Here is a 23,647-nt window from a genome sequence, read left to right as displayed (position 1 = left end):
TTTATATATGTTGTGTTTTATAGTTAGTTCCCTAATGGGCTGCACCTTTAAGGTGCTTCTCATCAGTTATTTAAAAGCGTAGATATAAATTCTGGATTTCTCAAATACATAATTTAAATAGACTTTCGAGGGAAATCACATACCTAAGCTTGGTTTAGAATGGCTAAATGTTGTGACAATGTAAATAGTGCAACTAGGCTCACCCTTGGTGCAACAGAATGTCTTCGGGATAATTAACTAAATATTTGACAGATTAACATGATGTTAACGAATCAGACTTATATGATCATCTAATAATGGCTTAAAATTCAGTCATTAATTATTTGATGACTCTTGGCTAGTGATTTTGTTGCACCTTTTTTGTTAGCATTAGCGAATAGTTATTTACATTGTGATGAAATTTAAATGCAATATTTTCCTCTATTCCTGGATCTCTCAAATAAAGCTGTTTTAGTCGTTGGTGGAGGTGAGGTTGCATGCCGTAAAATTGACGCGTTATTACGAGCTGGTGCACGTGTTACTATCGTTTCCCCTCAGATTGCTCAGTACCTGTATAAGCTTGTAGAACAAAGGAAATGTGAGTGGATACAAAACTTCTATTCGCCGAGTGTTATAAGTAATCGTTTCGTGCAGGTATGGGCGACCACGGATAACCCAGAACTTAACCATCAAGTGCATAAAGATGCAAAAAATGCTGGCGTTTTAGTCAATGTGGTAGACGATTTACCCTATTGTGATTTCATTACCCCTTCGATGATAAATAGAGGCCGAATTCAGATAGCGATTTCAAGCGGAGGCGCGTCTCCCGTGCTTGTGCGCAATGTTCGTGAAACTTTAGAGTCGGTATTGCCGCAAAATTTAGGTCTACTCGCAGAGTTTGGTGCTTCTAAACGAACTTCGATTAAAGAGCATCTGCCAACAGTTGATCTACGTCGCAAGTTTTGGGAAATGTTTTTTTCTATCAGAGAAGTTAAAGAAGCCGTTTCGCGTGAACAATTGGAGAATCTTTACCTAACAGCTCTGGAAAAAAATATCGAAAACATCGGTGAAGTCACATGGATAGAATATGGTTCCGATGTTGAACTTCTGCCAATGAAAGCGATGCGATATATGCAACAGGCAGAGTTGGTGTTGTTTGAAAAAGCTTGTTCATATGATGTGATTGACCTTTGTCGCAGAGATGCAGAAAGGGAAGAGTTTTCAAGCCCTGCTCAATTGGGCGAGCGTTTAAAACAGGCGAAAAAGGACAGACAACGAATTTGTGTCTTAGTCTCTCAGCTAACCCAAGAGTTTTCTTTGCTGCACAGTCAACAAAGAGTGATAAAGCCAGGCAGTGAAAAGAAATAGCCGAGTAGGCATGGATAAGCTTCTTTAATTCAAACTCTTATCAATGAAAAGGGCTGACTTCATATATTGAAATCAGCCCTTTTTGATCTTGTTGCGGATTGTTAGCAGAAACGGTTACAGAACAAACTTCTCTATAGCCGCTGCAACACCATCTTCATCGTTGCTGAGTGTGATGTAATCTGCGATGCGTTTGGTTTCTTCCATTGCGTTAGCCATCGCAATTCCCATTCCTGCGTACTCAATCATATGGTGATCATTTTCAGCATCACCCATACACATGACTTGGCTAGCTGGCACACCAAGGTGGTCTGCAATCGCTTTAACACCCACACCTTTATTACTTTGTGTGTTCAAAAACTCTAGAAAGTGTGGGGCACTTTGCACCACAGTAAATTGTTGATGTAAATGTGCAGGAATTTTCTTGATCGCTTCAGAGAGCAGGCTTGGTTCAGCGACAATCATGGTTTTGATGATAGGGTGATCGTCTTCTAACTCAGAAAAATCCATCTCAGTGATCTTTAAGCCGTCGTTGATTTTCGACTCAAGTTCTGTGAACTCGCTGACGCGCGGTGTGATAAGTCCGTGGATCTGACTGAATGCATGTGTATTTACACCCAACTCAGTAGCCAATTTGGCGATGGTTTTCGCCGCTTTGCCGTCAATGATTTGCTTATAGATAACTTCACCAGTCGCGACGTTTTGCACCATAGAGCCATTGTAGTGAAGGACATAATCTTGATCTGAGGTTAATTCGAGCTCTTCAAGTTTGCTACGCATACCATCAATTGGGCGACCTGAAGCAAGAACCACTCGTACACCTTGCTCTTTTGCTAGAGCAATAGCTTGTTTTGTGCGTGGCGTAATTTGTTTTTGGCTATTAAGAAGAGTGCCATCCATATCAAGGGCGATGATTTTGTACATGTGATACCTAGAATGCTTAAATTAATTCGGAAAAGAATATCTATAATTTATGACAGTTTGCTCGTTTGTGATGCAAAGAGCAAAACAAATTGCATGATTAGTTTGAGCCGGAATACTGATTATTTATTTAGTGCAATGATGATTTTTGTGATTCAGGCGAGGTTTTAAATTGACCTGAAGCAGACCTTCTATTAAGGTCTGCGGCTGCGATTTTTCGGAAATTTGAATTAGGCAAAATACTTTGTACAAAGTTAACGAAATGTTTGAAACGATACAGGGTGAGGGCGTATTTACAGGCGTTCCTGCCGTTTTCGTTCGTTTACAAGAATGCCCTGTGGGTTGCGCTTGGTGTGACACTAAGCAGACGTGGGAAGCCAATGAGCAAGACCAGCAGTCTTTCGCTCAGATTATTATAAAAACTGGCGACTCGCCAAACTGGTGCTCTGCTTCAGCACAACAGATCATTGAGATGTATCAGTCGCAGGGATACACAGCGAAGCATATTGTTATTACTGGTGGTGAGCCTTGTATCTATGATCTAGTTCCTCTTACTCAGGCGTTTGAAGAGATTGGCTGCCAATGCCAAATCGAAACCAGCGGAACCTTTGAAGTTAAAGCAACTAAAGACACATGGGTGACAGTGTCACCAAAAGTAGCAATGAAAGGTAAGCTACCTGTTATCGAATCGGCATTGTTACGTGCGAACGAGATTAAACATCCAGTTGCGACAGACAAAGATATTGAGAACTTGGATCAGTTGCTCCAGTCTGCCAATGTTCCCGAATCAACCGTGATTGCTCTGCAGCCTATTAGTCAGAAGCCGAGAGCAACACAATTGTGTATTGATACTTGCGTGGCGCGTAACTGGCGTTTGTCTATTCAAACACATAAGTATCTCAGTATTGCCTAAAGGATTTACCCATGAAAAAAGCGGTTGTTGTATTTAGTGGTGGTCAGGATTCAACGACATGTTTGGTCCAAGCGCTACAAGAGTTTGATGAAGTTCATGCCATTACCTTCGATTATGGGCAGAGACACAAACTTGAAATAGAAGTGGCTCAAGCGTTAACCAAGAAGTTAGGCGTAACTGCACACAAAGTGCTAGATGTTGGTCTGCTTAATGAACTCGCTATTAGTTCACTGACGCGTGACGATATCCCAGTTTCCCATGAACTCCAGGAAAACGGCCTTCCAAACTCATTTGTACCTGGTCGAAACATTCTGTTTTTAACGCTAGCGGGTATTTATGCATACCAAATTGGTGCGCAAACGGTCATTACGGGTGTTTGTGAAACCGATTTTTCTGGTTATCCAGATTGTCGAAACGATTTCATCAAGGCGATGAACAGTGCCCTTGTCAAAGGGATGGACCGTGAGTTAGAAATCCGCACCCCGCTTATGTGGTTAAATAAAGCCGAAACTTGGGCATTGGCTGATCAATACCAATCGCTTGATCTCGTGCGCAATGAAACACTGACGTGTTATAACGGTATCATCGGTGACGGATGTGGTGATTGCCCTGCGTGTCATTTACGTAAGGCAGGGCTGAATGATTACTTGGATAATCGCGCCGCTGTTATTGAGTCTTTAAAGCAAAAGAACAATCAATAGAGTCGCTGCAAGCATCGAAAATACAGTTTTGTCCTTTTTGTTTGGTTTTGAATAACGCCTGATCTAAAACAGAGTAAAGCTGATTAAAGTCGCTGATTTGCCCCGCTGTTGCTATAAATGCAAAGCTGGTGGATAAATACAGCGGCTTTTTATTACCTGCCTCGTTAGTGTGATACCAATAAGGCCTAGAAGTTAGTGCCTTGTGTAACGATTCAACCCGCTGCTGTACTTCGTACTGATCTACATTGGTTAATACGGTGATAAACTCATCGCCACCTAAACGCCCCCAGAAATCATCCGTCTTCAAACACTGTTTCATCATATTGGAAATTGTTCTCAGTGCTTTGTTGCCAACTTCGTACCCGTATCTATCGTTAATTAATTTGAGATTGTCGATATCAAAAAGAATTACCACATTTCTGGTCTCTAATGTGTGAGGCTTTTCGACCGTTTTCAAATGATGAATGAAGACTGTTCGATGAAGGGCATCAGTAAGGCAGTCCACTTGCTGGTTACTGTTTAAATGCACCGATTTGTGAACAAGATAGGCGATGGATAGCAGCAGCAATACAATAATTAGTAGCAAGTAACGTTGTTCCTGCCTCATTGACTCTATATGGATACTAAGCTGTTCATTCTGCGCTAGCAGTTCTGACCTAATGTTTTTCTGTTCGAGAGAAGAGGTTGATTGATCCAACGCTTCCAAAGCTTGGAAGTGTTCACGGTCGCGAATTGTTATCTCATTTTCGACGTACTCGCGGTAATACGAGAGTGCCATTTCATACTTACCACTCTTGTCAGCAATCTTTGCTAACTGGCGCAATGCTTGTATTAGCGTACGGATATTTTGCGACTCTTCAGCAAGGGCTTTCGCCTTTAACCCGTAATATTCGGCTTGTCTGTAATACTTCTTTTGAACATAGGAGTTAGACAGAGCAAGCACTATATCGCTTTTCAGACCGATTTCGTCGTGTTGAATGGCGTAGTCGAGTCCTTTTAATAGTTCATTTATACCTTGGTGAAACGAGCCTAATTCTGTATGTGATTTACCCAAACCAAGATGAACGTAAGCCAACCCTCTGAGGTCGTTTTTCTTAAGGTGGATCAGACGGGCTTTATTAAAATGGGCGATGCTTTGGTGAAACTCACCTTTGTGATGATAGACCTCACCTAAATTGTGCTCTGTTTGTGCGATGCCATCGTCGTTTCGGTTTTCTATGTGAAGTGTCAGAGCACGGTAGAGGTATTCAAGTGCTTGTTGATGTTGCCCCAAGGTACAAAGTAAAAGGCCGATATCATTGAATATTGTTGCAGTATTGGTTCCTTCTGGAAGATCATCTAGCAGACGCTTGTAGTTGTTTAGAGCACTTTTGTAGTCACCGATAAGTTCGAAATTTTTTGCAATAACCATGAAAGCACGATAGCGAGGAACCACTGGATTATCGTTGTGATCGAGCGAGCTCTGAAGCTGGTCACAGAAGTTTTGGTTGTGCAAATTGTTTGCTTGTAGGTTTATCAAGCGGCACAGATGGTACTCAAACAAGAAAATGCCATCACTATCTTGTCGTTGTTTCATTCGCGAATAGAGCTCTTGGTAAAGCTCACTCGCGTTAATGTATTGCTTGTTCTTCTCTTCATTGAGCGCTTGTATAAATAGCTTTTCTTCTTCGTTGTATGAAAGTTGAATGGAGTTGTCACTAGCAAAATAATCTTGCCCAAGCTTGGTCATGTATTCATGAATACGACTGGCGATGTAGAGCTTTTCTGAGCTCGGCGGGAGTGAGGTATACCTGTCCTTGAAAAGTTGCAGCACAGAGTCGGGATTGCGACTTAGGGTTTTGTTAACCACCGCTTCCCATTCAGCTCTTTCACTCGCTTGGCTGATAGGGTTAAAAAACAAGAATGAGAAGAAAAGAATTGCGGTGTAAATATTGAGCATTGCAAGCACTGTAAGCTGAGTTGCTGGAAAACCTAACAACTATATGCTTGTGGAAAGAGGCTCTCAATTCGTTATTTTTGCCAGATAATAATCTGTGAAATGCGCCGAAATTCACTCCAAATAAGTTGCGTTTTCAGGACAAAATCAGAGCTAACCAGCTAACTTAAAATAAGAAAATACGTGTAGGTTCGAAATTACTAACACTGTTTGAAAACTAAGTAGATAATGCCGAACACAATATCAGGTCACTCGAACTTAGACGTTTTAAAATTTGTTTTTGAGAGGAAATGCCTTGAACGCGACTGACATCATGACTCAATTTAACTGCTATGAGCGAATGAATATTGATATACCCGGCTGGGAGATCTATTCGGATACAACGCTTGTCAGAGTGGTCTCTCCTGATGACGATGGGAGTTTTATTGCTTATTTCAATTTAGATAGCTCAAAGGCGTCTGAAGTTATCGATCAGCAAATGGAGTATTTCTACCGCTTAGGTAAAAACTTTGAATGGAAGGTCTACGATTTCGATAAGCCAAGCGATATCGACAGTACGCTTCTCAACAAAGGTTTTTACGAACAAGATCCAGAGTCCTTTATGGTTATGAATCTTCGTGACTATGATTCCCCTCCGGAGCTCCAGACCCAGTGCGTTGAGGCGTTTGATGAACGTGGAATCCGTGATGCAATTGCCGTCAAGCAATCTCAAACAGGTGAAGATTGCAGTGGTTATTTTTCGCATCTGTTAAATCTCAAACAAACATGTCCTGAAAGCATTCGTATTTATGTTATCTATGATGGTGATCAGCCTGTTTCTTCTGCGTGGGTGATCTTCAACAGTGTTAATTCTCCATTTGCTGGGATTTGGGGCGGAAGTACGGTTCAAACTCACCGTGGGCGAGGGCATTATCAAGCATTGCTTAAGCAGCGCATCAGAGATTCAATCCTTGCGGGTAAACACTACTTATATATTGATGCTTCTGAGATGAGTCGACCTATTGTTGAGCGATACGGTTTTAAAGTGATCGCTAAAACCACACCGTACTTCTATCAACATCCTGATATCAACTAATGTTTTTAAAACAAACATTTACTACATGAATGGTTAAAGATCCTTAAGGATCATGAAGTAAGAGCTAAAGCACAGTTACTGTGTTAATAACCAGTGTTTTATTGACAATTGGGTAACCTTATCTATACTGTACACATAAACAGTGCTAGAGGAGGTAACTTATGTTGTTAGAAACATTAGAACGCATTAACCGCCTACGCCAAGAGGCGATGTCTAACCCTGAGTTTATAGAAATGGCTAAGGAACACGAAGCCACACTCAAACATGTCGAGCAAGAATTTGAACCGAAACGGTCTCGACGTCATACCGCAAAGCACAAAAACAAATCCCTTGCCGATATCTACAAACAATCCGATTTCGGCTCTAATCCATCTGGCGTTCAACACTGATCAAACAAAAGATTGAACGTGTAATTAGTTGAAAGTAAAAAGGCTCATGTGAATTCACATGAGCCTTAAATATTTTAGAGCTAAGCTTCGTTTGTTTGCAGATAAACAAAAGCTAAAAATCGGCTTTCTTTACAAAGTATTGATTAGAGTATTTGCGCTCTGGCCCAAACTGAGAGATCACCAGCTTGTTCCATAGATTCTTATCAAATTCTGCTTTAGGGATAGAAGGGTAAAGAGTCTCTACTTCCTCCCAAGCGTGAACCATTAACTCTTTTTTCTTTATCTTATTGTATTTGTTGACGATATCGTTGTACTTACGCATCCATTCTAATTTGTACTGGCGTAAAGCTGGCTCTGCCTGCTCAAGAGGTACACGAGACAAATAAACACGTTTGTACGACACTTTCTTGTCAATCATGGTGAGCATCGTTGTTTGAATGTATTTGCCATGATGAGTGATAGAAATATCGTCTTCAGAGAAAGGTGTCAGGCACCAGCCTCTGGGTAGAAAATCTGGTTTTTGGAATTGCTTGTTTCGAACGATGAGTGCATCGTGCAAAACAATATCCGAGGTGCCACGAAACGTCGCTTGCCATTTGGCAATACGAACTTGAATAGAACCCGGCAGACGATAAACGTTAGTAAACTTATCTTGATTCATTGGCTTTCACGATCTTTAAGTAATGCTGTAAGAAGTTAATACGAAAGTTATTGCCATTTCGAATATAAGGTATCGAAAACGATTTACACCTTGGGTTGAACTCATTTGAGTGTAAATCAACTTATACTCTTCTCAACTGAATCTGCAATAAGGTTGATGGTATTCACTTAGGCAAATCACATTCGCTAAGTAATTTAATTCAGCAACGTCTCTATGGTTTGCAAATTCAAATCGAGCAGAGAATTTCTCGCCGCTTACAGTGAGTTAGCCACTCGGGCTGCGAGGGCGCACATTCTACAACGGTTCATAGCTCAAATGCGAGTCTAAAAATGCGCATTTTTTCGTCTAATTGAAAGAAAATATATATAGAAATGAACGATGAAAGAGCGTTTAAGTAAGGCTTGTTTAAACAAAGGTGAGATTTTAAGAAAAACTGAAGCCGCTTAACGAGACGTTTAAGGCGGCTTCAGTTTAGATTTTCTTAGTGAGAAATGAGCGTTAAACCATGGGGTAAGGCATCACCAAAAATACGCTTAGACTCTGTTTCACTCAGTTCACTGACATTTTCGACCAACTGTATCCAAGCTTCAGGCGCTCGGCTTTGCTTGAGTTTCTCAAGAACCAAAGTTCTAAAATCGTCTGAGATATCCAGTGTTCTATCACCAGTCTTACGGCAAATCATCACTGCTGCAAACGCGATCATTGGTTCTTTCAGCCAGTCTTTGTCTAGCAGTTTTGGTAACCATTGCTGAACTTGCTCACGAGCAACGACATTGTGTGCACTGCCATACAGAGGTGTACGAGACAACAGACGACCGACAGCCCACCAATGAGCTTGCTCATACTGAGTTTGGTTCAGGGCTTTATTAATAAACCAAGTTGCCAGTAGAACTTTATCTTCCACGTCCAGATGTTCTAACGAAGCGGCTAAGCGAACCATGGCTTCGTAACCTTTATCTTGCGCTTCTTGCTGAGATTTCGGATTTCGTGAAGCTCCGGGGTGCAGATACTTAGCAATATCCGCCAGCAGTGTCTCTTGCTGCTCTTGGTTTAACCCCCCCGCGATACGACGCCAGAATACCCACCAGTCGCTCCAGCCTTGGTGGTTTTGGAACTGAATGCCTTGTTGGTATAAGCCCCAAATCTGTTCGATTCGCCAACTGTCTGTGGCATCACCAAAACCTGGGCGCAATGCAAAACCCGCTAGTCGCAACCAGTTCTTTTCATGTTGTTCAGAGCGACGACGGCGCTTTCTTCCCTGTGCCAAAGTATCAAATAGGGAACGCAAAACGGAAAAATCCCACTCGTCGCGTTTACCCAGCAACTTCTCCAGATCTTTGTTCAAGGTTTTCACGGCTTTGCTATCAGCGCTGTTTTTATTACCGCTGTATATTTGCGTCACCAGTGTTTTCGCCTGTTCAAGTTTTGGATTCGGCTTTTCTGATTCTTCATTGCTTTGAGCTTGGCTGCTGTTACGTACTTCAAACTCCATCAGCCAGCGTTTGTTCTCATTGCTGGTGGATACACACTCCATTTTCAAAGTGCCGACTTCGGTCAACTGGCAAGCAATAAATACCTCTTCCCGTTGCTTTTGGTTTGCCTGTAATTGAATGTTGTCGTCACCCTGTAACGTAGTAATGTATGGCGGCAAAGGTTGGAACTTATCTGCATCAATCTCAACGAGCACACCATTTTGTATTCTGGTGTTGTCAGCGATTTGGTCGTGCGTTGAGGTAAGCAGGTTAAAACGAACGGGCATACCTAGCGTTAACGAGAAACGACGGCTGCTTAGACGAATTTCTTGACCTTCTTCCGTACCTTTCGCCAACAGGCACAACGCTTTGCCCATGCTGTTTTTTTCTTGCAAATGAAGGAAATAAGAACGGGCAGAGCCACCACCGATTTTCAGTTGCGCGCCACGGCGTGCTTTGGCAAAAGCAACCGCACCCAAAGCAACCGACCAGTCTGGATGAGGGTTGTCCAACTGGGTAATGGCCTCACCACGCCAATGACCCAGCAGGCTGAGCATGCGGTCTGTGATCAAGTCACTGTTAAAAACACCACCGTTTAGCAACAGGCCAACAGGAATTGAAGGGGAGCTAAGCTCCGTTTCGTTTAGTGCCGCTTTGGACACTTGCTGATGCTGAGTAAGAAACTCTGCTACATGTTTACTGACAGCAGGGTCGGCGACATAAGGCAGACCAAACTCCATCATCGCGCTACGACGTTTGTTTGGCAGTTCAGAGAAATCAGACACAGGGAAGAAACCATCTAATGCAATCTGGTGAACTTCCTGTTTGGTTAAGCTGACGCTCTTTGTGCCGCCAAGCAGTTTTGAACCGCTGCCCAACATGGTGATTTTCACTGTCTCTGGTGCGTTACCGGAGAGCAAGTTTTCTTTCGCTTGTCGGGTTTGCTGAATAAGCTTTGTTAATCCCGCCGCTGTTAGCTTCTTACTTTGATTAAATCGGCTTTCTGCTAAATGAGCGAGCGCTAGGTCGAGGTTGTCACCGCCAAGCATTAGGTGCTCACCAACGCCAATACGGTTTAAAGTCAGTTCTCCGCTTTCAAATTTCGCTTCAATCAAGCTTAAGTCGGTGGTGCCGCCGCCCACATCACAAACCAAAATTAGTGGAATTTCTGACAGCTGTTCATTAGCAGAATCTTTATGGCGTGAATACCAGTCATAGCAGACCGCTTGTGGCTCTTCTAGCAGAATTATGTTGTTTAAACCAGCCAGCTTTGCCGCTTCTAAGGTCAGGTTTCGCGCGGTTTCATCAAATGAAGCCGGAACGGTGACTACCACTTCCTGAGCTTCCAGAGGATTACTAGGATGTCGGTAGTTCCACGCTTGGCGGATATGGTTGAGGTAACTGGCGCTTGCTACTACAGGGGAGACTTTTTCGACATCGGCTGAACCAGCCCAAGGAAGAATGGCTTCAGAGCGATCCACACTTGGATGAGACAACCAGCTTTTTGCACTGGAGACTTGTCGACCTTCGACCTTTGCTCCTAAATCTCTTGCCCACTGGCCAATAATCGCGAGTTCGGTGTCGCCTTCGACGGGGCGGTTATCCCAAGGCAGGGTTAAATCGCTGGCCGCAATTTGACCCGGTGCAGGGTGATATCTAAATGAAGGTAACAGTGGTTTACGAACCACTTCACCGGGGCCTATTAACTGATCAATAGGAAAGAGTTCTACAGCGGCATGTTCGAGATCATCCATCAGTTCACAGAATGCGACCACTGTATTAGTGGTACCTAAATCGATCCCGACAAGAAAACGCGGTGCTGCCATAATAATAGAAACCTCGTTATATATTCAGATATACCCTTCCTACTTGAAGTTGCAGCGCTTTATGTTTTGGTGTAGGGGATTCACTCGTTCACCCCAATCACATAGTTATCTATGCTCATGGGGATTCACTCACTTGCCGCCTACCTGCAACTTCAGGTAGTTTGGGTATAGATAAACGGCATCGCTAGGGATGCCGTTTAAAGATTAATGTTGCTGCTGAGAATCTTCGCTTGATTCCCTTACATCGAATTCAACATGCCATTTTTGGCCGTTATCCGCTGCAATGGCTTCGAGGTAAAGAGTACCTAACTCTGTAACGCGTGAAGCAAGAGTCACTGGAACTACTTCACCTTCGCGACGACCTTCTGAAACAGGCAGTGTGACTTGAATCTCAGGCAATTCTTCCAGTTCCTCTGGTGCCCAATAATCAAGGTGGGTACCTGCAATATCATCACGGCGAGTGGTTGAACCAAAGAACTGGAAGTGAACCGGTTGACCAATCACAAGACCAAATTGTTGGCTTGGAACTTCAACATGTGAACCTTCTTCCATGCCAAATGGTGCAACACAAAGAGCCTCCATTGGCGGAGCCATGCCCGGAATAGCAGGCATGGCACTTTCAATACCGACGTAATAAGCGGATGCAATACCACCACGAATTCGAACACCTTGTCCACGACGCACGTTACCGTAGTACGCAGCACCGCTTGCAACAGCAAGATCTAGGTCAAGACCAGTAAGACGTTTCGCCTCAGGAGCTTGCGCGCCGCTTAGCCATTGGTTAATGGTAGTAAACAGTCGGTTCGCTAAAAGATCAGACTTAAGCACACCACCGTTAAACAAAACTGCGTTTGGCTTGATGAAATTTGCCACCGGCGCAGACATGCCCGGAATCCCCGCCATATTGAATGGCGCAGGCTCACCATAGCCCTGAGCGCTGTGTCCTTGAGCATCAGCCTGCTTTGACAAGAAAGCGGCAATGTGACGAGTAATACCGGCATCTTGTGCATACGGCAGACCCATATGAGTCAAAGCGCCGCGAGGCTTTTGCACAGGGTGATCGGTGATAGCAACTTGCGGGAAGAAACCATCAACCAATGTTTGCTGTACTTCTTCTTTGGTCAATTCCGTTTTTAACGTCGCGCCCAATAGTTTAGAGCCGCGGCTTGGCACCACAATCGGCACAGATTGCAGTTCAGAATCTTTCAGAAGCGCTTCTTTAGCATCGCGACAAGCGTGCGTCATTGCCTGTACTTGCCACGGTTGGAGTTCTTTGCCTTCTTGAGCAAGCTTCATTTTCAAACGGTAGGCAAGCGCTAGATCCATGTTGTCGCCACCCAGCAAAATATGCTCACCCACCGCAATACGATTCAGTGAAAGGTTGCCCTGATCTTCGGTTACTTCCACCAAAGATAAGTCAGTTGTACCGCCGCCGATATCAACCACCAGAATCACTTCACCGACTGATACTTCATTGCGCCAAGCATCACTGCTGTTGTTAATCCAGCTGTAAAGTGCCGCCTGTGGTTCTTCCAATAGAGTTAAATGGGTAAAACCCACATTACGTGCCGCCTCTGCGGTAAGGTCACGTGCTGCAGGGTCAAACGATGCAGGAACAGTAATGGTGACATCTTGTTCTGAAATTGGGTGAGCAGGGTGCTCATGATCCCAAGCTTGCTTGATGTGCTCTAAGTAAAGCTCCGTCGCACGTAGTGGCGAAACTTTTGCCACATCTTCAGGGCTACCTTGAGGCAGAAACGCATCGCGACGGTTCACGCCACCATGACACAGCCAAGATTTCGCACTGGCAATCAGACGAATCGGCGTTTTCACACCAAGATTACGAGCAATTGCGCCAACCAAGGCTGGTGGTGTATCTGTCCAAGGAAGCTTTCTGGAAGCCTCTGACATTTCATGTTCATGAGGCTGGTATAAAAACGAACCGAGCTGTTCGCGGGTTTCAACAGTACCCGGTGCTGTCATCTGAGCGATGCCCATGACTTTAACCGCTGGGTTTTCCGCTTGCGTATCAACATAAGCGAGCACACTGTGCGTGGTTCCTAGGTCAATACCAATACTGAATTTTGCGTTTTGTTCCATTACAGCTCAACCTCTGCTGGAGCGATAATTGAAGCATCGTAGTTTTCAGCCAGTTTTGGCAGCGTCATAGAGTCCGCTTTCCAACCTTTATGAATCAGAGTGCCAGTGAACGGCGCAGAGCCAGAAACATTACCTACCAATCTAACTTGCTGAGCATTGAAACCTTCTTCCAACGTGATACGACTTTCTTCGTCTTCACTGCGTATAGGAGCAAGAGAAACATACTCTTTTAACACTTTTTGACCACCAGCGTGGATTACACGAGCGGCGGCACCGACTTCTTCGTCTGAGAAACTTGTCACATCTTCTTTCAGGAAATCAATAAGACGCGCTTCCTGTTGCAACAGAGACAGTAATTGCATTGCAGAGTCTGTATTGGCTGATGTCAGTTTTGATTCAACTTCAACCACTTTCTCGACGATTTTTTCAACTTCGATAACTTTTTCAACTTCGACGATCTTTTCAACCGGCTTTTCCACTTCCACAATTTTTTCTACTGGTTTCTCAACCACTTTCTCGACTACTTTGGATTTACGAGATACGGCAATAAGTAGAAGCAGAACGCTAGACGCGGCTAAACCAGCATGAAGGATATCGAAAGTGGTTGGAATGGCGTTTAAATCGAAGTTCATGATGAATTCTCTATAGATGGATGAATGCAGAAAATGTTGAGCAAAATTACTGCACGACTAGATAAAAGTTAGCAAAAAAATAGGGGCGAATCTTACCATATTCAAGGATTAAGGCTTACAGAAATGCGGTTTTCTCACTATTAATCTCGTTCAATAGACTATCTTTTAAACACCTTTGCAGGATAAGTAAGCAAATGAGCCCGTTGGGGACGGCTTAGAAAGGCTAAATTACGTTTGAGCGTCGAGTTTTCGTATTTGTTAAGGTAACATAGCGGCTTTTCAGTTTTAGATGTTCAGCTTTAAAAGAAAGGGACCAGATTTACCAATGAACTATAACCGTATTGTTTGCTTCGATTTGGAAATGTGCTGTTGGAATGAAAACGGAGTAGGCACGACTGGCGAGATCATTGAAATAGGGCTGGCTGAAATTGATTTATCGGCAGGAGAGATCGTAAAACGCGCTCAGTATTACGTGAAACCTGAACATGACGAAATTTCGTTGTTTTGCACCGAGCTAACGGGCATTACGCCGAGAAAAATAGAGAAGCAAGGTCGCCCATTGGCTGAGGTTTTAAAGTCGATGGTGAAGAATTTTGGTGGCCCACATAAGATTTACGCGTCTTGGGGACGAGATGATCAAATCTTAATCAAAGAGTGCCAAAAAAAAGGGATTGAGGTTCCGTTTAAAGAGTTCCTTAATCTCGCTACCATCTTTCGCATTCAAAATCGAATGAAGGATAAACGTATTGGTCACCGTGCTGCTCAAGAAGGAAAAGGAATTGAGTGGGAAGGTCGCCAGCATTCAGGATACGTGGATGCTTACAACTTAGCGAAGCTCGCATTAACCATGCTGTAAATGGGTAAACATTTAAAGACAAAGGGCACTAAGGTGCCCTTTATTGTATCTGTTGAGGTTTACTGTTTATTTGCCGTCATCAGTTTTGCGCGAATAAACTGGTTATGATCCACGTAGAGCAGTTCTGAGGCTTTGCGAATGACAGCATCTTCTAACGGGTCAATTTCGCCGTCAGCGTGGGCAACTTCCCACATCGCTTTTATCAGTTCAAAGCGTGTTTCTTGTGAAAGATCGCGTAATTGCGAAGTAAAATCGTACAGTGAAGCTGATTGTTTAATCTGTTCATCTGCTTTGTTGACTAAAGATTCAGCTTCGGCTTCATCCAGACCCAATAAACGTTGGACCAGATGCAGTTTTGCGTCCTGCTCTTTGCTATCAGTTTGGTAGTCAGCGCCTGCGACTTCACTTAATAAACAGGCTATCGCAAGATTTGGACTGTGCTTTTGTTGACTAAGATCTTGTCCATCAAGTAACTGTTTAAACAACGAGGTAATAGCGTTGAACATAATGAAATCTCACTCACTTATATATTACATCTATTATTTTAAAGACCGATTTTAAGCCAAACAGTTCAATCAGGTTTCGCTAAATCAGCAAGAAAGGGAAGATCAGTAATCGTCATCGGAGACAAAAGGTTCAATTAATTCAATAAATTCTGAACTGGTACGCTCATGTGCCATCACCAGTAAGGTCAGCAACATTTCTGCTTTGGTTTTAATGCCTTTGTCTTCTTCTCGCAGGAGAGCTTCAATTTGGCTACGGATCATCTCAATTTCATGTTCGACAAATCCTCTGCCTTCTTCTTCGCCTTGATCTTCTTCAGGCGCATTGTCGAATTCCAGAAACAAGAAATCGTCATTAAGATGCGTATTGATCAGGCGTTCTGGCAGCCAATCTTCACCCATCACTATGTCTGGGTCGAAGTCTTGTGGAAGTGAGTCTAATAACGCTTTAAGTTCTGATGCTTTCAAAATGTGGTCTTATTGGTATTCCAGTCTGCGTATATTAACGGCCAAACGTCATGAAAACTAAGTATTCTTAACCTCATTCTCTTAATAAATGTGGGGCGTGCCACTAAATTTGTCCAATTTAGGCAGTACCAATAAAAAAGCAGCCCTTGAGGACTGCTTTGAATGCACTGAGTTATGGACTACTGGCTATGCCGTAGTTTAGGTATTACAGTGCGATAGCTTCTAGTTGAGATTGTGCTGATTCAATCCCTTTAGCCGCTGGTTCTTCGCCCATGTTTAGGGCTTCTGCGTATACAAACTCAACGTTTGTAATACCAACAAAACCTAGAATCGTTTTTAGGTAAGGCGTCACGTTGTCAGTTGCAGAATCTTTGTGGATACCACCGCGAGTGGTGATAACAACAGCTTTCTTGCCTTCAATTAGACCTTGTACACCTGTTTCAGTGTATTTGAATGTCACGCCAGCGCGAGCAATCAAATCAAACCAGTTTTTAAGCTGAGTTGGGATAGTGAAGTTGTACATAGGTGCCGCGATAACAAGAGTATCTGCCGCGTTGATTTCAGCGATAAGTGCATCTGAAAGTTCAACAACTTCTTTTTGTTCTGCAGTCAGATCATCCGTAGCGCGAAGTGCTGTTGCTACTGATAAATCAAGTACTGGAAGAGGAGAAGCAGCCAGATCACGAACAACGAGTTTATCTTGATCGAATTTGGTTAGGTAAGCATCAATCAGTTTACTTGATTGAGAGTAATCACCAAGGATGCTGGATTTAAGTGCAAGTACTTGAGACATAATTTTTCCTTTGATGGAGGTATCACATTGATGCTTGCATAATAATGAGAGGCAACACACAAAAAAAGCAGGAATATTTGCATGACTCATTCAAAAAAATTGAATAAGAGGAATTGCTAATCCTGCCCGTACTCTGTGATACAATCCGCGCAGTTTTGTTAATTAAAAGAATAGGTAAACGCTTTGACTCAGTCACAGCCAAATACAGAAACGAATAACTCAGCAAAAGCGAACAGTGCAGAATCTCTGAAGAAAGCACTGAAGCAATGTTTGCTGAAAGATCGCTTTCGATTAAGCAAGCGTATTTCGGGCGCAAGTAAAATCAAAAAAGATGCAGCTCGTCATGCCGTGTTTGATGAAATCGCTTTAGATATCGCACAATCCATGATGGTTGTGCAGCAGCGATTCAACCAAAAAGTCACTATTGAATACCCAGAGCTTCTGCCCGTCAGCCAAAAGCGCGACGACATTGCGAAAGCGATTCAAGAGAACCAAGTGGTTATCGTTGCTGGTGAAACAGGTTCAGGTAAAACCACTCAGCTACCCAAAATTTGTGCCGAGCTCGGTCGAGGTAAATATGGCCTGATTGGTCATACTCAGCCGCGTCGTCTTGCTGCTCGTTCAGTCGCAACTCGTATTGCTGAAGAGATGGAAACCGAACTGGGCAATTTTGTCGGTTATAAAGTTCGATTCAACGATCAAATTTCGGATCAAACACAAATCAAGTTGATGACAGACGGTATTTTACTGGCTGAAATTCAGCACGACCGTTTTCTCAATCAATATGACACCATCATTATCGATGAAGCGCACGAGCGCAGCTTAAATATCGACTTTATCCTCGGTTATTTGAAACAGTTATTGCCGCGTCGTCCTGATCTGAAAGTCATTATTACTTCGGCAACGATTGACCCTGAACGTTTCTCAAACCACTTTAACAATGCACCTATCATTGAAGTGTCTGGACGTACCTATCCGGTGGATACTCGTTACCGCCCGTTGTCGAGCGACGAAGATAGCGAACGTGATCAGCTTGAAGGCATTTTTGAAGCAGTAGACGAGCTTTGCGATGAAGGCTTAGGCGATATTCTGATCTTTATGAACGGTGAGCGCGAAATTCGCGATACGGCGGATGCGTTGTCGAAACGTAACCTTCGTGATACTGAAATCGTTCCTTTGTATGCTCGCCTTTCAGCAGGTGAACAAAACAAGATCTTCCAACCGCATGCTGGACGTCGAATTGTATTGGCGACCAACGTGGCGGAAACATCGCTTACCGTTCCGGGTATCAAATATGTGATCGACCCTGGTACAGCGCGCATCAGCCGTTACAGCTACCGAACTAAAGTTCAGCGTCTTCCTATTGAACCCATTTCTCAGGCGAGCGCCAACCAGCGTAAAGGCCGATGTGGTCGTGTGGAAGAGGGTATCTGTATCCGCCTGTACTCCGAGGAAGATTTTAATTCCCGTCCGGAGTTCACCGATCCTGAAATTCTACGTACCAACTTAGCGTCGGTTATTCTGCAAATGACGGCACTTGGTCTGGGGGATATTGAAGCCTTCCCATTTGTCGAAGCGCCAGATAAACGCAACATTCAAGACGGTGTGCGTTTGCTTGAAGAGCTCGGAGCGGTTAAAGAAGAATCGAAAAACAGCAATAAACAACTTACCGAAGTGGGGCGTAAACTGGCTCGCTTGCCAATTGACCCTCGTTTAGCTCGTATGGTGTTGGAAGCGCCACGCATGGGTTGTTTAAAAGAAGTGATGATCATTGCTTCTGCGCTCTCTATTCAAGATCCTCGTGAGAGACCAAGTGATAAGCAGCAGTCTTCAGATGATAAACATCGCCGTTTCCAGCATGAAGAGTCTGATTTCCTTACTTTCGTCAACCTTTGGGAATACATCAAGCAACAGCAGAAAGCGCTCACTGGTAACCAATTCCGCCGTCAATGTAAGCAAGACTATCTTAACTATTTGCGCATTCGTGAGTGGCAGGATGTTTACTTTCAGTTGCATCAGTCAATGCGCGAAATGGATTATAAGCTCAACGACGAACCGGGCAGCTATGAAGGCGTTCACACCGCTATTCTTGTTGGTTTGTTATCGCACATTGGTATCAAAGATCCAGAGAAGAACGAGTATCAAGGTGCTCGCAACGCTCGCTTCAATATTTTCCCTGCCTCTGGCCTGTTTAAGAAGCAACCTAAGTGGGTAATGTCTGCTGAGTTAGTTGAAACATCCAAACTCTGGGCGCGTATCGTGGCGAAGATTCAGCCGGAATGGATTGAACCGCTGGCGAAACACTTAATCAAACGTAGCTACAGTGAGCCGCATTGGTCGAAGAAACGTGCAGCGGTAATGGCGTACGAGAAAGTAATGATCTACGGCATTGCGATTGTACCTAAGCGCTTAGTGAACTACGGCAATATTGATCCGGTATTGAGCCGTGAAATCTTTATTCGCAGTGCACTTGTTGAAGGTGAATGGGAAACCAAACACAGCTTCTTCAAACTTAATCGTTCGCTACTGCAAGAAGTGGAAGAGCTTGAGCACAAGTCACGTCGTCGCGACATCTTGGTTGATGATGAAGACTTGTTCCAATTCTATGACCAACGAGTTGGTACAGAAGTGGTTTCTGGTCGCCATTTTGATACGTGGTGGAAAGCAACTAGCAAGAAGACACCTGAGCTACTGAACTTTGAAAAAGAGATGCTTTTCAAAGGCGATGCTAGCCATGTTACCGATTTAGATTACCCGAACTTCTGGTATCAAAATGGCCTCAAGCTAAAACTCAGCTATCAGTTTGAACCGGGTGAAGATAGTGACGGTGTCACTGTTCATATTCCTCTGCCGATCTTAAACCAAGTTGAACCACAAGGTTTCGAATGGCAGATACCGGGTTTACGTCATGAACTTATCGTCAGTTTGATTAAGTCTCTACCGAAAACCTTGCGTAAGAATTTCGTACCTGCACCTAACTATGCAGATGCATTCTTGGCGCGAGTAAATGCGATGGAACTGCCTCTGCTTGACGCTTTAGAGAAAGAATTACGTCGCATGACGGGCGTTACAGTATCCCGTGATGATTGGAATATGTCGCAGGTGGCGGATCACTTGAAAGTCACCTTTAGAGCGGTAGACCACCGAAACCGCAAGCTTAAAGAGAACAAAGATCTCTACGAGCTGAAAGAGAGCTTAAAAGAGAAAGTACAAGAAACCCTTTCTCAGGTTGCTGATGACGACATCGAGCAATCGGGTTTACACACTTGGTCGTTTGGTGAACTGCCAAAAGTGTATCAGCAGAAACGTGGTGGTTTTGACGTTAAGGCATACCCTGCGCTGGTAGACAAAAAAGACAGCGTTGAAATTAAGCTGTTTGAAACGGAGCAAGAGCAAATCAGTGCGATGCGCGAAGGTCAACGTCGTTTGGTTTTACTGAACGTGCCTTCACCGATTAAATATCTGCATACCAACTTGCCGAACAAGTCTAAACTTGGATTATATTTCAACCCGTTCGGTAAAGTGATGGACTTAATTGATGACTGCATTGCATGTGGTATCGATAAGCTACTTGAAGAACGTGGTCGACTTGCGTGGACGCCAGAAGAGTTTGAGTCTCTGAAAGAGTATGTAAGAGCCGAACTGGGTGACACAGTGGTTGATATTGCGAAGCAAGTTGAAGCGATTCTAACAATGGCATTCAATATCAATAAACGATTGAAAGGTAAGGTTGACTTCACGATGGCATTTGCATTATCCGATGTGAAAGCACAAATCGAAGGCTTGATATTTAAGGGCTTTGCAACGGAATGTGGTTGGAAACGACTGCCGGATATCCTGCGATACATGAAGGCAATAGAACGCCGCCTAGAGAAATTGCCGATCGATCCGAATAAAGATCGTCTGCATATGCTTAAGGTGGAATCGATTCGCAATGACTACAAAGAGCTGTTAAATAAAGTTCCGAAGGGAATGGCATTGCCGGAAAATATCAAAGAAGTTCGCTGGATGATTGAGGAACTTCGCGTAAGTTTCTTCGCACAACAACTCGGCACGCCTTACCCTGTCTCGGATAAGCGTGTTAAGAACGCTATTGATGCATGTTCGGTATAAGATTTGCATAGCTGAATGAAATCACTATAATTTGGCGCCACGTGGCAACGGATCGCCGAATTTGGGACTGTTGCCTCACGTTATTTAAGAAGGTTTATTATGAAAAAGACTCTATTAGCACTCGCTCTTATCGGAGCGTCTACAACAGCTTTCGCTGATTCATGGATCTACGGTGGTGCGTCTGTTGGACAGTCTGACCTTAATGGTAAAACATCTACGTCTATGACTGTGCATGCAGGTACAGGTATTCTTCCGTTTATCGGTGTTGAAGCGGGTTATACCGATCACGGTGATTTTGATATTGCTGCAAACCAAGAATTATCAGCAAGCTCTGTATACTTTGCACTTAAACCTAGCATCGACTTTGGTCCGCTGCATGTTTACGCACGTGCTGGTGCTCACTCTTGGGATAAAGAGATCAATGGCAGTAAAGTTGATGACGGTATTGACCTAATGTACGGCTTCGGTGCTGAGTACTTCATCATGGGTCCATTCTCTGTAGGCGCAAGCTACAACAACTATGAACTGGACAATGACAATATTGACTCGTTCACACTAAACGCGACTTTCCACTTCCTATAAGTCTTATAGTTTTAAAAAGTCTGATAGTGCAGATACGCAAAAGCCAGCCTAGTAAGGCTGGCTTTTTTACGTTTGCGATTAGGAAACTTAACCTAAGTAACGTGAAGTCAGGTGTTTCTTAAAGTGTTCCGCATTCAGTGTTTCACCAGTGGCCTGTGTCACCAACTCGTCAGTAGTGAACAAGCTGCCTTTACTCCAGATATTATCTGACAACCAAGTGAAGATTGGTGTTAAGTCACCGCTGCGTATAACGCTGTCTACATCTACTGTTTTCTTCATAGCAGCCATAAATTGAGCAGCATACATTGCGCCCAGTGTGTAACTCGGGAAATACCCGAAGCTTCCATCTGTCCAGTGGATATCTTGCATGCAGCCATTTCTGTAGTTGTCTTTGGTGCTTAGACCTATGTAGGCTTGCATTTTTGTATCCCAAAGCTCTGGCACATCAGTGTGTTTGATCTTGCCATTCATTAAATCGCGTTCAATTTCATAACGCAAAATGACATGGCTAGGATAGGTGAGTTCGTCAGCATCAACGCGAATAAAATCTCTTTTCACTCGGGTGTAGAGCTTCTTCATGTTCTCCACTTCAAGAACGTGTTTATCACTATCCTTAAAATGAGTCGCAGCTAAGCCCGCTAGATGGTGAATAAAGTTTTCGTTTCGTCCAACCTGCATTTCAAAAAATAGCGATTGAGATTCATGGATGCCCATGGAACGCGCTTCGCCAACAGGATTGCCAGCTAATGACTTTGGAAGCCCTTGTTCATATCGTGCGTGGCCGGTTTCGTGCACTATGCCCATCAGTGACTGAACAAATTCTTCTTCGCTGTAGCGAGTGGTAATACGAACGTCACTTGGTACACCACCACAGAAAGGGTGAACACTTTCGTCGAGTCTGCCGTGGTTGAAGTCAAACTGAAGTAACTTCATTACATCTAAACCGAGAACTTTTTGTGTCTCAGTCGCATAGTGACCATTAGGCATAATGATCTGTTCAGATTTCTGCTTTTCTATCGCGGCATCAATTAAGGCTGGTAGCCAGCTTTTAACATCATTAAATACTACGTCCAAAGATTGTGTGGTTGTGCCCGGTTCATAGATATCCAGCATCGCGTCGTATGGCGTTAGGCCTGTAGCGTCTGCTCTGATTGCGGCTTCTTCTTGTGACAACTTAACGACTTCTGCCCAATTCTTTTCAAAACCAACCCAGTCGTTCTCTTTACGTTGAGTCCGCCAAGCGTGTTCACATTTAGAACCCGCAAGGGATTTCGCCTGAACTAAGCTTTCCGGAAGCACATTTGCTTGCTGCCATTGGCGTTTCATCTCTCTTAATGTAGATAGCTGTTGATGATTAAGAGATTCAGAAGCGGCAGACGCAAACCACTCTTCAAGCTGTGGTTTAGTCATAAGACTGTGGATATGAACAGAGAGTTCAGCCATCGCTTCAGAGCGAGCCTGAGCGCCGCCGTTTGGCATCATTGAAGCTTGGTCCCAACCACAGATCGCAGATAGGTGGCTGAAATGAGAAATGGTTTTAAAGTGTTGAACTAAGGTGTTGAATGCACTCATAGAAAGTGTTCCTTTATCCTTAAAGAAATTTGCAGAAAGTGTATCAAGGGAAAAACTAATCACCAAATTAAGTTGTTGTAATCTTGTTGCTCATTGAGCAGAAAGTTACTTATTTTTAGGCAGGATATTGCTTTATATCTCAATAGTTTAATTTAACTTATTGATTTTTTGATGATAATTATTTGGCATTTGACTTGCTCTTTATTCAGCGACTTAGCGCATAACGCGATATTTATACCGATAAAGAGGAATGTAAAATGCCAACTCCATGTTATATCTCGATAGAAGGTCAAACCCAGGGCTTGATTACGTCTGGAGCATGCACTTCAGATTCAATTGGCGATTCATTTGTTGAAGGCCATGAAGATGAAATGCTGGTGCAGCAATTTGACCACAGTGTGACTGTCCCAACGGATCCACAGTCGGGTCAACCTTCAGGGCAACGTGTTCATAAACCGTTTAAATTCACTGTAGCGTTAAACAAAGCTGTACCTCTGTTGTACAACGCTTTGGCGTCAGGTGAGAAAATGAAGTCTGTTGAGTTGAAATGGTACCGTACGTCCATTGAAGGCAAACAAGAGAACTTCTTCGTCACCAAGCTAGAGAATGCTTCGATTGTTGATATCCATTGTGAAATGCCTCACTGCCAAGATCCGGCAAAATCAGATTTCACTCAAAATCTAACGGTTTCGATGTCTTACCGTAAAATCACTTGGGACCACGTCAATGCAGGTACGTCAGGCTCTGACGATTGGCGAAAACCCGTTGAAGCGTAAGCCTAAAGTTAAAC

19 protein-coding genes are annotated in these 23,647 nt (G+C 43.6%); 9 read left to right on the top strand and 10 right to left on the bottom strand.

The genetic code is table 11. The features are described from left to right. Positions 1-405: 405 nt before the first annotated feature. On the top strand, positions 406-1,347 hold the full coding sequence (locus ACRQQK_RS19845) for an NAD(P)-dependent oxidoreductase (RefSeq protein ID WP_457514294.1): 942 nt from the start codon (positions 406-408) through the stop codon (positions 1,345-1,347). Between the two features lie 114 nt (positions 1,348-1,461). On the opposite strand, the gene yidA is transcribed toward ACRQQK_RS19845, so the two are convergent. Further along, positions 1,462-2,268, bottom strand: coding sequence for a sugar-phosphatase (yidA, locus tag ACRQQK_RS19840; RefSeq protein WP_457514292.1), 807 nt, complete (start codon positions 2,266-2,268; stop codon positions 1,462-1,464). A 241-nt stretch (positions 2,269-2,509) separates the two neighbouring features. Here yidA and queE point away from each other — a divergent pair, with 241 nt between their 5' ends. Both queE and queC read left to right on the top strand, forming a co-directional pair. Beyond that, positions 2,510-3,178, top strand: a complete 669-nt coding sequence (gene queE, locus ACRQQK_RS19835) for a 7-carboxy-7-deazaguanine synthase QueE (RefSeq protein WP_457514290.1) — start codon at positions 2,510-2,512, stop codon at positions 3,176-3,178. A gap of 11 nt (positions 3,179-3,189) precedes the next feature. Further along, positions 3,190-3,879, top strand: a complete 690-nt coding sequence (queC, locus tag ACRQQK_RS19830; RefSeq protein WP_102968000.1) for a 7-cyano-7-deazaguanine synthase QueC — start codon at positions 3,190-3,192, stop codon at positions 3,877-3,879. On the opposite strand, the gene ACRQQK_RS19825 is transcribed toward queC, so the two are convergent. After that, positions 3,845-5,818, bottom strand: coding sequence for a diguanylate cyclase domain-containing protein (locus tag ACRQQK_RS19825; protein ID WP_457514288.1), 1,974 nt, complete (start codon positions 5,816-5,818; stop codon positions 3,845-3,847). The genes queC and ACRQQK_RS19825 overlap by 35 nt on opposite strands. 292 nt (positions 5,819-6,110) lie before the next feature. On the opposite strand from ACRQQK_RS19825, the gene ACRQQK_RS19820 reads away from it, so the two are divergent. Together ACRQQK_RS19820 and ACRQQK_RS19815 are read left to right on the top strand one after the other, a co-directional pair. Continuing rightward, positions 6,111-6,890: a GNAT family N-acetyltransferase gene (locus tag ACRQQK_RS19820; RefSeq protein WP_457514286.1), complete on the top strand. Its 780-nt coding sequence runs from the start codon at positions 6,111-6,113 to the stop codon at positions 6,888-6,890. Positions 6,891-7,051: 161 nt separating this feature from the next. Beyond that, the gene (locus tag ACRQQK_RS19815) at positions 7,052-7,279 is read left to right on the top strand and encodes a hypothetical protein (protein WP_457514285.1); all 228 of its coding nucleotides are present in this window, start codon (positions 7,052-7,054) and stop codon (positions 7,277-7,279) included. 112 nt (positions 7,280-7,391) lie between these two features. Here the strand turns inward: ACRQQK_RS19815 and ACRQQK_RS19810 are convergent, their stop codons facing one another. The 4 genes from ACRQQK_RS19810 to ACRQQK_RS19795 form a co-directional block, all read right to left on the bottom strand. After that, a complete protein-coding gene (locus ACRQQK_RS19810) occupies positions 7,392-7,940 on the bottom strand; it encodes an MSHA operon transcriptional regulator (protein ID WP_457514283.1) in 549 nt (182 codons plus the stop codon). A 481-nt stretch (positions 7,941-8,421) separates the two neighbouring features. Further along, positions 8,422-11,238 carry an Hsp70 family protein gene (locus tag ACRQQK_RS19805; RefSeq protein WP_457514280.1) on the bottom strand — a complete coding sequence of 939 codons (2,817 nt, stop codon included), beginning with the start codon at positions 11,236-11,238 and terminating at the stop codon, positions 8,422-8,424. Between the two features lie 204 nt (positions 11,239-11,442). Then, positions 11,443-13,338: an Hsp70 family protein gene (locus tag ACRQQK_RS19800; RefSeq protein ID WP_457514279.1), complete on the bottom strand. Its 1,896-nt coding sequence runs from the start codon at positions 13,336-13,338 to the stop codon at positions 11,443-11,445. Then, entirely contained in the window at positions 13,338-13,970 is a 633-nt protein-coding gene (locus tag ACRQQK_RS19795; RefSeq protein WP_457514277.1) for a DUF2760 domain-containing protein, read from the bottom strand. Before ACRQQK_RS19795 ends, ACRQQK_RS19800 begins: the two co-directional genes overlap by 1 nt. Positions 13,971-14,295: 325 nt before the next feature. Here ACRQQK_RS19795 and ACRQQK_RS19790 point away from each other — a divergent pair, with 325 nt between their 5' ends. Continuing rightward, complete coding sequence (locus tag ACRQQK_RS19790) at positions 14,296-14,826, top strand: exonuclease domain-containing protein (RefSeq protein ID WP_457514275.1); 531 nt, start codon at positions 14,296-14,298, stop codon at positions 14,824-14,826. A gap of 59 nt (positions 14,827-14,885) precedes the next feature. On the opposite strand, the gene ACRQQK_RS19785 is transcribed toward ACRQQK_RS19790, so the two are convergent. The 3 genes from ACRQQK_RS19785 to ACRQQK_RS19775 all read right to left on the bottom strand — a co-directional run bounded on the left by ACRQQK_RS19785 (position 14,886) and on the right by ACRQQK_RS19775 (position 16,590). Continuing rightward, on the bottom strand, positions 14,886-15,332 hold the full coding sequence (locus ACRQQK_RS19785; RefSeq protein ID WP_167411856.1) for a tellurite resistance TerB family protein: 447 nt from the start codon (positions 15,330-15,332) through the stop codon (positions 14,886-14,888). Positions 15,333-15,434: 102 nt separating this feature from the next. After that, complete coding sequence (locus tag ACRQQK_RS19780) at positions 15,435-15,797, bottom strand: VC1380 family protein (protein WP_457514273.1); 363 nt, start codon at positions 15,795-15,797, stop codon at positions 15,435-15,437. Between the two features lie 205 nt (positions 15,798-16,002). Further along, a complete protein-coding gene (locus ACRQQK_RS19775) occupies positions 16,003-16,590 on the bottom strand; it encodes an FMN-dependent NADH-azoreductase (protein ID WP_457514271.1) in 588 nt (195 codons plus the stop codon). Between the two features lie 183 nt (positions 16,591-16,773). Between ACRQQK_RS19775 and hrpA the strand changes: the two genes are divergently transcribed. Together hrpA and ACRQQK_RS19765 are read left to right on the top strand one after the other, a co-directional pair. Then, entirely contained in the window at positions 16,774-20,703 is a 3,930-nt protein-coding gene (gene hrpA / locus ACRQQK_RS19770) for an ATP-dependent RNA helicase HrpA (RefSeq protein WP_457514270.1), read from the top strand. A gap of 99 nt (positions 20,704-20,802) precedes the next feature. Next, positions 20,803-21,285: an outer membrane beta-barrel protein gene (locus ACRQQK_RS19765; protein WP_457514268.1), complete on the top strand. Its 483-nt coding sequence runs from the start codon at positions 20,803-20,805 to the stop codon at positions 21,283-21,285. An 87-nt stretch (positions 21,286-21,372) separates the two neighbouring features. On the opposite strand, the gene ACRQQK_RS19760 is transcribed toward ACRQQK_RS19765, so the two are convergent. Further along, positions 21,373-22,857, bottom strand: a complete 1,485-nt coding sequence (locus tag ACRQQK_RS19760) for a carboxypeptidase M32 (RefSeq protein ID WP_457514266.1) — start codon at positions 22,855-22,857, stop codon at positions 21,373-21,375. A 257-nt stretch (positions 22,858-23,114) separates the two neighbouring features. Between ACRQQK_RS19760 and hcp-2 the strand changes: the two genes are divergently transcribed. Continuing rightward, entirely contained in the window at positions 23,115-23,633 is a 519-nt protein-coding gene (gene hcp-2 / locus ACRQQK_RS19755) for a type VI secretion system effector Hcp-2 (RefSeq protein WP_042482515.1), read from the top strand. Positions 23,634-23,647 lie beyond the last annotated feature (14 nt).

It is taken from the genome of Vibrio sp. C8 (genome assembly GCF_054051265.1).
Note: the sequence above shows the minus strand (reverse complement) of the source record. Positions and strands in the feature narration are given on the sequence as shown.

Excerpts from the sequence above, each read along its gene's own strand:
- ACRQQK_RS19845 (WP_457514294.1), top strand. The coding sequence starts at position 406 with ATGCAATATTTTCCTCTATTCCTGGATCTCTCAAATAAAGCTGTTTTA.
- yidA (WP_457514292.1), bottom strand. The coding sequence starts at position 2,268 with ATGTACAAAATCATCGCCCTTGATATGGATGGCACTCTTCTTAATAGC.
- queC (WP_102968000.1), top strand. The coding sequence starts at position 3,190 with ATGAAAAAAGCGGTTGTTGTATTTAGTGGTGGTCAGGATTCAACGACA.
- ACRQQK_RS19825 (WP_457514288.1), bottom strand. The coding sequence starts at position 5,818 with ATGCTCAATATTTACACCGCAATTCTTTTCTTCTCATTCTTGTTTTTT.
- ACRQQK_RS19815 (WP_457514285.1), top strand. The coding sequence starts at position 7,052 with ATGTTGTTAGAAACATTAGAACGCATTAACCGCCTACGCCAAGAGGCG.
- ACRQQK_RS19810 (WP_457514283.1), bottom strand. The coding sequence starts at position 7,940 with ATGAATCAAGATAAGTTTACTAACGTTTATCGTCTGCCGGGTTCTATT.
- ACRQQK_RS19805 (WP_457514280.1), bottom strand. The coding sequence starts at position 11,238 with ATGGCAGCACCGCGTTTTCTTGTCGGGATCGATTTAGGTACCACTAAT.
- ACRQQK_RS19800 (WP_457514279.1), bottom strand. The coding sequence starts at position 13,338 with ATGGAACAAAACGCAAAATTCAGTATTGGTATTGACCTAGGAACCACG.
- ACRQQK_RS19795 (WP_457514277.1), bottom strand. The coding sequence starts at position 13,970 with ATGAACTTCGATTTAAACGCCATTCCAACCACTTTCGATATCCTTCAT.
- ACRQQK_RS19790 (WP_457514275.1), top strand. The coding sequence starts at position 14,296 with ATGAACTATAACCGTATTGTTTGCTTCGATTTGGAAATGTGCTGTTGG.
- ACRQQK_RS19785 (WP_167411856.1), bottom strand. The coding sequence starts at position 15,332 with ATGTTCAACGCTATTACCTCGTTGTTTAAACAGTTACTTGATGGACAA.
- ACRQQK_RS19775 (WP_457514271.1), bottom strand. The coding sequence starts at position 16,590 with ATGTCTCAAGTACTTGCACTTAAATCCAGCATCCTTGGTGATTACTCT.
- ACRQQK_RS19765 (WP_457514268.1), top strand. The coding sequence starts at position 20,803 with ATGAAAAAGACTCTATTAGCACTCGCTCTTATCGGAGCGTCTACAACA.
- ACRQQK_RS19760 (WP_457514266.1), bottom strand. The coding sequence starts at position 22,857 with ATGAGTGCATTCAACACCTTAGTTCAACACTTTAAAACCATTTCTCAT.
- hcp-2 (WP_042482515.1), top strand. The coding sequence starts at position 23,115 with ATGCCAACTCCATGTTATATCTCGATAGAAGGTCAAACCCAGGGCTTG.